Origin of the sequence: Pseudomonas sp. GM84, assembly GCF_000282535.1 — a bacterium.
Taxonomy (GTDB): Bacteria; Pseudomonadota; Gammaproteobacteria; order Pseudomonadales; family Pseudomonadaceae; genus Aquipseudomonas.
Map to the genome: position 1 here is coordinate 1 of NZ_AKJC01000032.1, position 13,086 is coordinate 13,086.

11 protein-coding genes and 1 pseudogene are annotated in these 13,086 nt (G+C 64.7%); 8 read left to right on the forward strand and 4 right to left on the reverse strand.

The window, feature by feature from the left end:
• Window positions 1–971: patatin-like phospholipase family protein (locus PMI38_RS02605; RefSeq protein WP_008090314.1), on the forward strand; the 971-nt coding region annotated here is incomplete at its 5' end.
• A gap of 119 nt (window positions 972–1,090) precedes the next feature.
• Here PMI38_RS02605 and PMI38_RS02610 read toward each other — a convergent pair.
• The gene (locus PMI38_RS02610) at window positions 1,091–1,915 is read right to left on the reverse strand and encodes an MlaA family lipoprotein (RefSeq protein WP_008090316.1); all 825 of its coding nucleotides are present in this window, start codon (window positions 1,913–1,915) and stop codon (window positions 1,091–1,093) included.
• A complete protein-coding gene (locus PMI38_RS02615) occupies window positions 1,908–3,206 on the reverse strand; it encodes a serine/threonine protein kinase (protein WP_043272836.1) in 1,299 nt (432 codons plus the stop codon). The genes PMI38_RS02610 and PMI38_RS02615 overlap by 8 nt, the downstream gene beginning before the upstream one ends.
• A gap of 189 nt (window positions 3,207–3,395) precedes the next feature.
• Here PMI38_RS02615 and PMI38_RS02620 point away from each other — a divergent pair, with 189 nt between their 5' ends.
• Entirely contained in the window at window positions 3,396–3,764 is a 369-nt protein-coding gene (locus tag PMI38_RS02620; RefSeq protein ID WP_008090320.1) for a hypothetical protein, read from the forward strand.
• A gap of 118 nt (window positions 3,765–3,882) precedes the next feature.
• Here the strand turns inward: PMI38_RS02620 and PMI38_RS02625 are convergent, their stop codons facing one another.
• Window positions 3,883–5,451, reverse strand: a complete 1,569-nt coding sequence (locus PMI38_RS02625; RefSeq protein ID WP_043272838.1) for a glycoside hydrolase family 17 protein — start codon at window positions 5,449–5,451, stop codon at window positions 3,883–3,885.
• Between the two features lie 197 nt (window positions 5,452–5,648).
• On the opposite strand from PMI38_RS02625, the gene PMI38_RS02630 reads away from it, so the two are divergent.
• From PMI38_RS02630 to PMI38_RS27405, 6 genes and pseudogenes are all read left to right on the forward strand, one after another.
• Window positions 5,649–6,509 carry a glycine betaine ABC transporter substrate-binding protein gene (locus PMI38_RS02630; RefSeq protein WP_008090324.1) on the forward strand — a complete coding sequence of 287 codons (861 nt, stop codon included), beginning with the start codon at window positions 5,649–5,651 and terminating at the stop codon, window positions 6,507–6,509.
• Window positions 6,510–6,743: 234 nt separating this feature from the next.
• The gene (locus PMI38_RS02635) at window positions 6,744–7,055 is read left to right on the forward strand and encodes a DUF485 domain-containing protein (protein WP_008090326.1); all 312 of its coding nucleotides are present in this window, start codon (window positions 6,744–6,746) and stop codon (window positions 7,053–7,055) included.
• On the forward strand, window positions 7,052–8,716 hold the full coding sequence (locus PMI38_RS02640) for a cation acetate symporter (protein WP_008090328.1): 1,665 nt from the start codon (window positions 7,052–7,054) through the stop codon (window positions 8,714–8,716). The genes PMI38_RS02635 and PMI38_RS02640 overlap by 4 nt, the downstream gene beginning before the upstream one ends.
• A 284-nt stretch (window positions 8,717–9,000) precedes the next feature.
• The gene (locus PMI38_RS02645; protein ID WP_008090330.1) at window positions 9,001–9,627 is read left to right on the forward strand and encodes a response regulator transcription factor; all 627 of its coding nucleotides are present in this window, start codon (window positions 9,001–9,003) and stop codon (window positions 9,625–9,627) included.
• 3 nt (window positions 9,628–9,630) lie between these two features.
• Entirely contained in the window at window positions 9,631–10,965 is a 1,335-nt protein-coding gene (locus PMI38_RS27250; protein ID WP_050548542.1) for a transporter substrate-binding domain-containing protein, read from the forward strand.
• A gap of 200 nt (window positions 10,966–11,165) precedes the next feature.
• Window positions 11,166–12,671 (forward strand): annotated as a pseudogene (locus PMI38_RS27405) (response regulator); the annotation flags it as partial.
• A 141-nt stretch (window positions 12,672–12,812) separates the two neighbouring features.
• Here the strand turns inward: PMI38_RS27405 and PMI38_RS26285 are convergent.
• Window positions 12,813–12,965, reverse strand: a complete 153-nt coding sequence (locus PMI38_RS26285) for a DUF3309 family protein (protein WP_012271016.1) — start codon at window positions 12,963–12,965, stop codon at window positions 12,813–12,815.
• Window positions 12,966–13,086: the final 121 nt, after the last annotated feature.

Genomic DNA, 13,086 nt, shown 5'->3' on the forward strand with positions numbered 1-13,086 from the left:
CCAGCCGCTTCAGTGAATCGGTGCAAGCGCTCACCCGTTTCTGGCAGGGCTTTCGCAGCCACCTGGTGCTGCGCAGCGACTGGCCGGGGGTGATTCGCCAGGCCAGCCGCTTCGTCAGCCAGAACCTGCTGGGCCTGGGTGGTAACGCGCCGGTGGCCTTGCTCGACAGCAGCCCTTTGCGCCAGCTGCTGCAGTCGCACCTTGACCTTGGCGGTATCGACGATGCCCTGGCCGCCGAGCACTTGCGTGCGGTGGCGGTGACCGCGTTCGGCTACGACGCCGGCCAGGCGGTGACCTTCTACCAGGGCCGCGGCACCATCGACGCCTGGTTGCGCCACCGCCGCATCGGCGTGCCTACGCCGCTGACCATCGACCACCTGCTCGCCAGCGCGGCGATTCCGCTGCTGTTCGCGCCGGTTCGGCTGGGCGACGAGTATTACGGTGACGGCGCGGTGCGCCAGTCGGCGCCGATCAGCCCGGCGTTACACCTTGGCGCCAGCCGCGTGCTGGTGGTCGGGGTCAGCGGCAACCCGCAACGGCCGGCGCCGCCTTTGCCGACCCAGCGTGTGTTCAGCGGCCAGCAACCGAGCCTGGCGCAGATTGGCGGGCATATGCTCAACAGCACCTTCATCGACAGCCTGGAAGATGACATCGAGCTGCTGCAGCGGCTCAACCACCTCAGCCACCTGCTGCCTGCGCACCTGGATGCCCGGCGCCTGGGCCTGGCACCGATCGAGGTACTGGTGGTGGCGCCCAGCCAGCCCCTGGACGAGATCGCCGCACGGCACCGGCGCGAGTTGCCGGCGGCGTTGCGGCTGTTCCTGCGTGGGCCGGGGGCGACCCGGACCAGTGGGGCGGGGGTGTTGAGTTACTTGCTGTTCGAGGCCAGCTACTGCAGCGAGCTGATCGAGCTGGGGCGGCGGGATGCGTTGGCCAAAAGGCGGGAGCTGGAGCAGTTTCTGGGGATTTGATGCCAGCTTTGCAGGCCTCTTCGCGGGGCAAGCCCGCTCCCACAGGTTCCCACCACATCTGAGGGCAGCGGACATCCTGTGGGAGCGGGCTTGTCCCGCGAAGAGGCCAGGAGCGGCGACTACTCAGCTATCTGCAACTTGCGCGCCTGGGTATACACATACCGCACTTTCTCGTACTCGAACGGCGAGTTGAGCTGGCCATAGCGGAAGCGCGTGGTGTAGCGCTTGTCCACCACTTGCAATAGCAAGATCTCCGGATGATCGCTGCTGGTTTCCGGCACATTGAGGAAGTTCACTGCCTGTTCCCCTGCATAGTCCACCACCACCCCGGTGGTGTCGCGCAGGTTCGACGGTCCCAGCACCGGCAGCATGATGTAAGGCCCTTCCGGCACCCCGTAGAAGCCCAGGGTCTGGCCAAAGTCTTCGCTCTGGCGCGGCAGGCCCATCTTGGTCGCCGGGTCCCACAGCCCACCCACGCCGATGATGGTGTTGAACATCAGGCGGGCGGTGATTTCTGCCGAACGCTTGGCCTTGAGCTGCAGCACGCTGTTGAACAGGTTGGGCACGTCACCCAGGTTGTTGAAGAAGTTGCTCACGCCAGTGCGCACGAAACTTGGGGTGACGTACTGGTAGCCGCTCACCAGCGGCAGCAGCACCCATTGGTCCACGCGGTAGTTGAAGTGGTAGATGCGCCGGTTCATCGACTCCAGCGGGTCGTACACGTTCAAGGCTGCCAGGGTCGAGCGCTCGAACTCGCGCTGGTCGAGCCCGGGGTTGAATTTCAGTTCGCGCAGCGGGTCGATGAAACCATCGGACTCCGGCTCCAGCGGTTGCGTCGTCACTTGCGGGTCGGCTTCGATCACACTGGCGCGTGGCGCGGTTTCCGCGGCCAGGGCATTGCCGGCAACCAGCAGGGCGGTGGCGAGGAGGCATTTGTTAACCACGGAAGAACTCCAGCATGGCGTCGCTGTTGACGCGGTAGTTGAGGTTGCCGCAATGGCCGCCATGGGGGTAAAGGGTCAGGCGATCGCCGAATACCTTGCGCAGGAAGCCGATATCGCCAGGGCCGAGGATGACGTCGTCGGCGTTGTGCATCACGGCGATCTTCGGACTGTCGCGCAAGTAGTCCTCCAGCGCGTACAGGCTCACCTGATCGACCAGTTGCAGGATGCTGCCGCCGTCGGTGCGGGCACGCCACATCGGAATCACCTGCTCGGTCATGTAGCAGTCGAAATCGCACTGCAGGGCGCGCTTGAAGAACGGCGTCAGGCTGCTGCCTTCGGTGATCGGAAACTTCGGCGGAATGATCAGGCCGCGGCGGTTGATCAGGTCGGAGGTGAAGGCGATATCGGCCGCCGAGAACCGGAACGAGGTGCCGATGAGCATGGCCATCTGTTCGTTGGACAGGTGCTGGCGCGATTGCTGGAAGTCGTACAGCAAGGCGTCGTTGAGGTCGATGTAGCCCTTGTCCTGGAAGTAGCGGGTGAGCTTTTCCAGCATCAGTTCATAGAAGGTGGTGCTGCGGTCGATGCCTTTGACCTGGGTCTGCACCAACTTGTCCAGGTTGTTGATCGAGGTGTACAGGTTGACCGGCGGGTTGAGCAGCAGCACGCGCTTGAAGTTGAAGCTGCGGCGGGTTTCGTCCAGGTGGCTGACGAACGCCGCATCCAGCGCACCCAGGCTGTAGCCGGTGAGGTAGAACTCGCTGATCGGCAGACGCGGGTGCTGGGCACGTACGGCCTGCATCACCCGGTACATGTCCTCGGCGTCCTCCTTGCTCACGCCGGGGGTGGCGAAGCGCGAGGCGGCGCTCATGAAGTCCCAGCTGGTCGGTGACGACAGCTGTACCACGTGGAAGCCGGCCTGATAGAACAGCTTTTTCAGGTACTCGTTGATACTGCTGGAGTAGGGCGCGCCGGTGCCGGCGATGAGGAAGATCAGCGGTGCTTCATGGTCCTGCTTGGCCAGGCGGTACTTGAGTTTTTTCACCGACCAGAAGTTGTCGGGCAGGGTGAATTCACGCTCCGGGCGCAGGTTGAGGCTGTAGTCGGCCTGGTCGATTTCATCGTCGCTGGGCAGTGTCGGTCGCTGTTCGGGCGGAGTGGTGGCGATGGTCGCCTCGAACGGGTTGGTCAAGGGGAAGCCGTAGCTCGCGGCGTCGATATCCCGTGCCGACGCGGCTGCAGCCATGAGCAGGCCGCCAAGAAGGGCGACAAGGCGCCAAGGTCGAAGCATGTAATCCCCCAGAAGGTACAAGGTCGTGCAATACGCAGGCTAGGACCACGTGTGTGCCAGCAAAGTTGCCAGGTGCAGTGGCCTTTGGTGTGCTTGTTAACTGCAACATAGCTGCAAGCCCATGATTTTGCCTTACGGCAAGCCTTGCGCGATCATGCCTGCTTTCGATGACTGCTACTGGAGAACGGGATGTCTCGATCGTTGCCGGCCGCTCTGCTGTTGCTGTTTCTGGCGCTTTGGCTCGTGGCCAGCTACGGCGTGCGTTATGGGTTGATGGAGGATGCCCAGTGGGTTGGGCTGTGTACCGTGCCGGGCGAGTACTGGCAGTGCCAGGTCCGCTCGCTGCTGGGACTGGGGATTCACTTCCAGGTGCTGGCCTGGGCCGGGTTGGGGCTGGCATTGCTGGCGCAGGTGGTTTCGGGGCGCGGCGGATGGTGGCTGGCGGTGCTGGCGCTGGTGTTCGGGGTGCCGGCGCTGGTGCTGTATACCGCAAGCATTGCAGTGTTCGCAGTGGTGCTGGCGGGGTTGCGACTGGTTCGGCAAGCGCGGCGCGTTTGACAGGGGCTGCTTTGCAGCCCATTCGCGGGGCAAGCCCGCTCCCACAGGAAATGTGCTGCGTTTCAGGACGGTGAAGATCCTGTGGGAGCGGGCTTGCCCCGCGAAGAAAACACCGCCGTCATCCAGCCTTGCGCAGCCGCAAGCTGCGCCACAACGCTGCAGTCATCAGCACACTGACCATCGCCCAGCCCCAGGCCTGCTGGTTCTCCAGCCCTTCCCGGTAAAGCTGCGGCAACACCCCAGCCCCGACCATGAAGGCCAGCAATGCCACCTCCGCCCGCGCCGCCGCCACGGGCCGCAACAGGTACACCACCGCCGGCAAGGTCAGCGCCGCTGTAGGAAAGCTGCGGTACCGCGGGTCGAACACCATCGCCAGCATGCTCACCGCTGCCGCGAACCCCGCCGCCAGCAACAGCCAACCGGCACGTGCTTCGAGCCAGGCGAACAGGCGTTCCCGCCAGCCTTCACGTCGCGCCATGGCCAGGGCGCCATGCAGCAGCACCAGCAGATTCAGCCCCGCCAGCAACACCGCCCACAGCCACTCCCCGGCAAACCGCGCATGACTGCGCATCAACTCGCCCCACAGCCCCAGGCACCCCGCGCCAAACGCCGCCAGCAGGGGCAGCAGCAGTGCGCCGGCAGTGCTGGCAGGGCACCCGGCGAGCACCAGCATGACTGCCATCAGCACCCCGCTGGCCAGCAACCACTGCGGCCAGTAATGCAGGTTGCTGACAGGCCCTTCGAGCACGCCCTTGTCTTGCCGGTCGGCATCGTACAACCCCCAGTAGCCGCCTACCGCGCCCTCACTGGCGCGTTTCCAGGGCTGGTCGAAGGCTTCGATCAGGTTGTAGTGCCAGCCATGGGTCTCGGCCATGGCGACAAAACCGCGGATGAAGCGCGCCTCATTGGCCCGGCTGGGCACGGCGGTCTCGCGCTGGCGGCCTTCGCTGGGCCAGCCGGTTTCACCGATGAAGATGTCCTTGGGCGCGAAGCGGTTGGCGAACACCTGGTGCACTTCGGCAACGTGGGCCAGGGCGTCATCGATGCCACTGGGGTCGTCTTCCCAGTAGGGCAGCAGGTGGATGGTCAAAAAGTCCACCGCGGGTGCCACCTGCGGATGCTGCAGCCAGAACTCCCAGACATCGGCGTAGGTCACCGGCACCTTGACCTGGCGCTTCACCTCACCGATCAACGCCGCCAGGCGCTCGCCGGTGACCTCCTTGCGCAACAGCGCCTCGTTGCCGACGATAACTGCGCTGACCACGTCCGGGTTGGCGTTGGCGGCGGCGATCAGCAACTGCACTTCCTTGTCGGTATCGACCGGGTTGGCATTCACCCAGGCCCCGAGCATCACCTTCAAACCGTGCTTGCGTGCCAGCGCCGGGATCGCTTCAAGCCCGGTCATGGAATAGGTGCGGATGCACTGAAATCGCTCGGCCAGCAGCGCCAGGTCGGCGTCCATGCGTGCCGGGCGCAGGCGAAAGGGCTGGTCAAAGGGCGACTGGTCCTTGTCGAACGGTGTGTACGACGCGCACTGCAGCTTGTGCGTGGGGCTGGCGGCGTCTGGCAGTTGCAGCGGCTTGCCCAGCCCGTACCAGAGCCCCCCCAAGCCGAGCAGGGCGAGCAGGCAGGCGAGCACGTAGAGCGGTAACAGCAGGCGGGCAGGGTTGGGCATCGGGCGGTCCATCGTCAGGCGCAAAACGTTAGATAGTAGCCCGGCGCCAATCCTTTGGCATGCAAGGATCGCGCAGAGCCGCGCAGGCCGTTGCCGCTAATGGCACAGTGCTGTCGCAATGGGTTGGGGTACAGGTCGCAGATGGAGCAGGTCAGCTATGGTTGCAGGCACATGATGCAATTTCCAAGACCTGACGAGGGGATGCTTTGATGGCAACTTTGAAAAAAATGCGACGTTTCCTGGGGGTGGGTACTGCCCTGGTATTGGCCATGAGCACTGCACAGGCAATGGCCAAAGAGGTAAGCATCGGTTACGTGGATGGTTGGGCCGACAGCGTGGCGACCACCAACGTGGCCGCCGAAGTGATCAAGCAGAAGCTCGGCTACGACGTGAAGCTGCAGGCGGTGGCCGCAGGGATCATGTGGCAGGGGGTGGCCACCGGCAAGCTCGACGCCATCCTTTCGGCCTGGTTGCCGGTAACCCATGGCGAGTACTGGGCCAAGAACAAGGACAAGGTGGTCGACTACGGCGCCAACTTCAAGGATGCCAAGATCGGCCTGATCGTCCCCGAATACGTCAAGGCAACCAGCATTGAAGACCTCAAGACCGACGAAAGCTTCAAGCAGAAGATCGTCGGTATCGACGCAGGCTCCGGCGTGATGATCAAGACCGAGCAGGCGATCAAGGATTACGACCTCACCGGCTACAAGCTGCAGGCCAGCTCCGGGGCAGGCATGACGGCGGAGCTGGGACGCGCCTATCCCAAGCAACAGTCGATTGCGGTGACCGGCTGGGTGCCGCACTGGATGTTCGCCAAGTGGAAACTCAAGTTCCTGGATGATCCAAAAGGGGTGTATGGCGCGGCGGAAACGGTCAACAACATCGGCAGCCAGGAGCTGGGCAAGAAGGCGCCGGAAGTTGCCGAATTCCTCAAGAAGTTCCAGTGGCAGTCCAAGGATGAGATCGGCGAGGTGATGCTGGCGATTCAGGATGGGGCCAAGCCTGAGGCAGCTGCGAAGGACTGGGTGGCCAAGCATCCGGAGCGGGTCAAGGAGTGGACCGGCAAGTAATCGATTCGGGGGCCAGTGAGGCCTTGTCGCCGGCAAGCCGGCTCCCACAGGGTACCCCGCTGTACTCTGTGGGAGCCGGCTTGCCGGCGATAAGGCCACATTGGCCTCTACTTTGTTACTGATCCTGCAAAACACTCTTGCATCTAAGACTAAGGTCGTCTGGTTGGCGTCCAACGGCAGCATAAAGTGACGGTGTGGGTTCCATCCCCTACCTGTGCTGCTAGGACAAAAACAATGAACGACAGCATTTACCTCTCGATACAAAACAGCCCCCGCTTCAAGGAGCTGGTCAGCAAACGCGAGCGCTTCGCCTGGATTCTCTCGGCGATCATGCTCGGCCTCTACTGCGCCTTCATCCTCCTGATCGCCTACGGTCCTCACCTGCTGGGCGCCAAGCTCAGCCCCGAGTCGTCGATTACCTGGGGCATTCCCCTGGGCGTCGGCCTGATCGTTTCGGCATTCGTCCTGACCGCCATCTACGTACGCCGCGCCAACGGCGAATTCGATGAGCTGAACAAGGCCATCCTGAAGGAGGCGCAACAATGATTCGCCACGCCAAAGCCCTGGCCGTCCTGGCCTGCGGCGTTTTCGCACCCGCCGTGTGGGCCGCCGATGCCCTGACCGGCGAGGTGCAGAAGCAGCCGCTGAACGTCTCGGCGATCGCCATGTTCGTGGCCTTCGTCGCCTTCACCCTCGGCATCACCTACTGGGCTTCCAAGCGCAACAAGTCGGCCGCCGACTACTACGCGGCCGGCGGCAAGATCACCGGTTTCCAGAACGGCCTGGCGATTGCCGGCGACTACATGTCGGCCGCCTCGTTCCTGGGTATTTCCGCGCTGGTGTTCACCTCGGGCTATGACGGCCTGATCTACTCGATCGGCTTCCTGGTCGGCTGGCCGATCATCCTCTTCCTGATCGCCGAGCGCCTGCGCAACCTGGGCAAGTACACCTTTGCCGACGTGGCCTCGTACCGCCTCGGGCAGAAGGAAATCCGCACGCTGTCGGCCTCCGGCTCGCTGGTGGTGGTGGCGTTCTACCTGATCGCCCAGATGGTCGGTGCCGGCAAGCTGATCGAGCTGCTGTTCGGCCTGGACTACCACGTCGCGGTGATCCTGGTGGGCATCCTGATGTGCCTGTACGTGCTGTTCGGCGGCATGCTGGCCACCACCTGGGTGCAGATCATCAAGGCGGTGCTGCTGCTCTCCGGTGCCAGCTTCATGGCGCTGATGGTGATGAAGCACGTGGGCTTCGACTTCAACACCCTGTTCTCCGAAGCGATCAAGGTGCACGCCAAGGGCGAGGCGATCATGAGCCCGGGCGGCCTGGTCAAGGACCCGATCTCGGCGTTCTCCCTGGGCCTGGCGCTGATGTTCGGTACCGCTGGCCTGCCGCACATCCTGATGCGCTTCTTCACCGTCAGTGACGCCAAGGAAGCGCGCAAGAGCGTGCTGTACGCTACCGGCTTCATCGGCTACTTCTACATCCTGACCTTCATCATCGGCTTCGGCGCGATCCTGCTGGTCAGCACCAACCCAGAGTTCAAGGACGCCGCCGGCGCCCTGCTGGGCGGCAACAACATGGCGGCGGTGCACCTGGCCGATGCCGTGGGTGGCAGCATCTTCCTCGGCTTCATCTCGGCGGTAGCGTTCGCCACCATCCTGGCGGTGGTCGCCGGCCTGACCCTGGCCGGTGCCTCGGCGGTGTCCCATGACCTGTACGCCAGCGTATGGCGCAAGGGCAAGGCCAACGACAAGGACGAGATCCGCGTGTCGAAGATCACCACCGTCGCCCTGGGCGTGCTGGCGATCGGTCTGGGGATTCTGTTCGAGAAGCAGAACATCGCCTTCATGGTCGGCCTGGCGTTCTCCATCGCGGCCAGCTGCAACTTCCCGGTGCTGCTGCTTTCGATGTACTGGAAGAAGCTGACCACCCGCGGTGCCATGATCGGCGGCTGGCTGGGCCTGATCAGTGCGGTGACGCTGATGATCCTTGGCCCGACCATCTGGGTGCAGATCCTCGGCCATGAGAAAGCCATCTACCCGTATGAGTACCCAGCGCTGTTCTCGATGCTCATCGCCTTCGTCGGTATCTGGTTCTTCTCGGTCACCGACAAGTCCAAGGCGGCCGATGACGAGCGTGCGCTGTTCTACCCGCAGTTCGTCCGTTCGCAGACTGGCCTGGGTGCCAGCGGGGCGGTGTCGCACTAAACCTGCATCGGTAGCTTGAACACAACGCCCCGTCTGTCGGGGCGTTGTCGTTTCTGCGGGCCCCATCGCTGGCAAGCCAGCTCCCACAGGTACCCCACTGAACCTGCAGGCGCTGGCTTGCCGGCGATGGGGCCACAGAAACCTCAACAAGTGCCAAGCAGCAATCACAAAAAGTTGTCTTTAGGAAATTTCCTCAAGCCATAGGGAAATTTCCTGCTTTTTGTGAGCGCGCAAAAGACCATCATCACCAGGATCATATGGGTGGGCTATCAGCGAGGTGGATCATGCACAGGGCACTGGTGGTCGACGACCACCCTTTCATCCGTTCCACGGTGTGCATGCTGCTGCGCCAGGAGCGTCTGCAGATCGTCGGCCAGACCGACAACGGCATCGAAGCGGTGCGCATGGCGCGTGAACTGGCGCCTGACATCATCATCCTCGACATCAGCCTGCCCGGGCTCGACGGCATGGAGGTGATCGACCGGGTCAAGCGCCAGGAGCATCCGCCCAGGACCCTGGTGCTGACGTCGCACATGGCCGAAGCCTATTCCCTGCGCTGCATGCAGGCCGGGGCGGCCGGATTCGTCTCCAAGACCAACGACCTGGGCGAACTGAACAAGGCGGTGCGCGCGGTGTTGTCGGGGTTCACCTATTTCCCCGAGGTGACGCTGAGCTCGGTGCACAGCCAGGAACTGCACGCCACCGACGCCCAGCGCATCGCCTGCCTCAGCGACCGTGAGCTGATGATCCTCCAGCACCTGGCCCGCGGCCTGAGCAACAAGGCCATCGGCGAAGCCATGCTGCTGAGCAACAAGACCGTCAGCACCTACAAAGGTCGCCTGCTTGAAAAGCTGCGCCTCAACTCGCTCATCGACATGGCGGATTTCGCTCGTCGCAACCAACTGATCTGAACCGTGCGTGCGTTCTGGCTGATGCTGCTGTGCTGTCTGTTTCCCTTGCCGGGCCTGGCGGCGCCGGTGTTCCATGGCCGCGCTGCCTTCGACGGGCCGCGTGCCGAGCCCGACAGCGGCGACCTGCGCTGGCTGTGGCGCCACCGCGTGCTGCGTCTGGGGGTGCTGGGCAGCGACCAGCCGCCGTTGGATATCCTCGGCACCGGCCGCGCCTACGAAGGCATCACCGCCGACTATGCGGGGCTTGTGGCCGAACACCTGAACCTGGGCATGCAAGTGCAGGTGTTCGACTCGTTCGAGGCGGCGCTGGCGGCGCTGCGCGATGGAACGGTGGACCTGCTCGGTTCGGTCAGCACGCAGCAGGCGCTGCAGGCGGGCCTGCGGTTGTCGCCGCCCTACGCCGAGGACCACCCGCTGCTGCTCGCCCACGAGCAGAAAGAGCGGATCGAGCAGGACCAGCCGTTGCGCCTGGTGATGGTGGACGGCTACCGCACGCCCGCGCAGGTGGCTCAGTTCTACCCCCAGGCCCAGCTGCAGGTGCACCCGACGGCGTTCAGTGCCCTGGCCACGCTGGCCCTCGGCCAGGCCGACCTGTACCTGGGCAATGCCCTGATCGCGCGCTACGTGCAAGGGCGCAGCCAGCTCGGTGCGGTGGAGGAGATCGGCCACGCCGCCGTGCCGCGCCAAGGGATCGGCTTTGCCATGCTCGACAACGACTCGCCCTTGCCGCGGCTGGTGGACATTGCCCTCGACAGCATCAGCCCGGCCCAGCATGCCCGTATCACCGAGCGTTGGAGCCCGTTGGCAGGCAACGCCCGGGCGACCCAGGCCGTGCAGTTGAGCGAGGCCCAGCAGCGCTGGCTCCACGACAACCCCAGTGTGCGGGTGCTGGTTGATGACCAGTTGCTGCCGCTCAGCTACCGCGACAGCAAGGGGCAGTTGCGGGGCCTGACCCTGGATATGCTGCAGCTGATCACCCGGCGCACGGGCCTGAAGTTCGAGGTGCAGGCCGGGGCGGGCGTCGAGCAGATGATCGAGCAGGTGAACCAGGGCAAGGCGCAATTGATCGCCGGCTTGCCCTACAGCGCCAGCCTGGAGCGGCGCCTGGGCTTCAGCCGGGCCTACCTGAGCGCTCGCGGGTTCTGGTCAGTCGCACGGGCGTCGATGCACCGCAGAGCCTTGAGCAACTGCTCGGGCGGCGTGTCGCGCTGGTCTGGGGCAGCGCCATGGTCGAGCTGCTGCAGCATCGCTACCCGCAGGTGCATCAGCGCCTGCTGCCGGGCCCGCTGCACGCCTTGCGCGCGGTCGCCGAGGGCAAGGTGGATGCGGCCTTGTTGACCCTGGACGACGCCCGCCCGCTGGTCGCGCGCTGGTACCCCGGGCAGTTGCAGATCAGCGCCAGTCTGGCCCTGCCGCCCGCGCACTTCGCCCTGGCCGGCGCCCGGGGCGCCAGCGAACTGCTGGGCATCATCGACAGCGCGCTGCTCAGCCTCACTCCCCGCGAGACCGGCATGCTGGTGCGCCGCTGGCGTAACCCGATGATCGTCCCCGACGGCGTCTGGCCACGCTACCGCGGCAAGATCCTGTTCGGTTTCGGCACCGCGTTGGGCCTGCTCGTGGTTGCCCTGCTGTGGATCCGCTACCTGCGCCGGCTGCAGGTGCAGTTGCGAAGGGCCAAGCGCGCGGCGGATGCGGCCAACCAGGCCAAGACCGAGTTCCTCGCCACCATCAGCCACGAGATCCGCACGCCTTTGCATGCGGTGCTGGGCATGCTGGAACTGGCCCAGCGCAAGGCCGCCCAGGGCATCCTCGACCGGCTGGCCATCGAGGTGGCCACCGATGCCGCGCGCGGGCTGAAAGAGCTGATCGGCGACATCCTCGACATCACGCGCATCGAGACCGGCCACCTGCAGCTGGCGCCGCAGCACGTGCGCTTGCGCGAACTGGTGGCGCGGGTGGTCCAGTTGTTCGAGCAGCAGGCCCGTGGCAAGGGGCTCGATCTGCAGATGCAGATGAGCGGTGCGGTGGACACCGAGGTGATGCTCGATCCGCTGCGCTTCAAGCAGGTGCTGGCCAACCTGTTGAGCAACGCCATCAAGTTCACCGAGCACGGTCGTATCAAAGTCAGCCTGCAGGCCTTGGCGGTCGACGGTCAGCTGAGCGTGGGGCTGCTGGTCCAGGACACCGGCATGGGCATCGCCGCCGGTGAACTGGCCGGCCTCGGGCAACGTTTTCGCCAGGCCAGCAACCAGAAGCAGTCACCCCGTGCCAGCGCGGGGCTGGGCCTGAGCATCAGCCGCAGCCTGTGCCAGCTGATGGGCGGCCAGCTGCGCCTGCGCAGCACGCTCGGGCAAGGCACCGAAGCGCACGTGCAGCTCACGCTGCCCTTGCTGCCGATCGAGGCACCGACGCCTGAAACGTCACCCTTGCCGGTGCAAGGCGAGGCGCGGCTGCGGGTACTGGTGGTCGATGATTACCCGGCGAACCGGCTGTTGCTGGCGCAGCAGCTGGACTACCTGGGGCATCAGGCGCGGGTAGCGGAGGATGGTGCCCAGGCCTTGCGCCTGTGGCTCAAGGAGCATTTCGATGTGGTCATCAGCGATTGCAACATGCCGCGCCTCGATGGCCACGGCCTGGCACGCGCCATCCGCGAACATGAACGCCGCAGCGGGCGCCCGCGCTGCCGGCTGATCGGCCTCACCGCCAGTGCCCAGGAGGTCGAGCGTCGGCGCAGCCGCCAGGCGGGGATGGACGACTGCCTGTTCAAGCCGCTGGACCTCGACAGCTTGACCCAGGCCCTGATCGACGCCCAGCCCCCAGGGTCGCAGGACGAGGAGGGCGCCATGATTTGCCTGCAGCACCTCAGGCACCTGGTGGGCAACGACGAGGCCGCATTGAAGGCACTGCTCGCAGACTTGCGCGCGAGCAACCGTGAAGACCTGCAGCGCCTGGAAAACCTGGGCGATGCACCCGACGCCATCGCCGAGCTGGCGCATCGGGTCAAAGGCGGCGCACGCATTTCCCGCGCCGAGGCGCTGGTTGATCTGTGCGAGCAAGTCGAGCGCTGCTGCCAGGCCGTGCCGCTGGAGCGGCTGGCGCTCAGCCTGGCTGTCCGTGCCATGGGCGACGGCATGAGTCGCCTGGAGCGGCAGCTGGAACGCCAGGCCGGGCACAACGCGGTGGGGTCATATCATGCCGAGCAACAACAGCACCAACAGAATCACCAGCACCACGCCGACGATGCCGGAAGGGCCATAGCCCCAGCTGCGCGAGTGAGGGAAGACCGGTAAGCCACCAATCAACAGCAGGATCAGGATGATGATGAGGATCGTGGTCATGGCGGAGTCCTTGCGTGGTTGAGGGTCAAGGGCCTCGGACTGCTGGCCTCTTGTTAAATGGGACCGGTGCCGCTTGTGAAAAATTCCATACGTTTGTGGCCTGTCCCGGCCCTATCGCCGG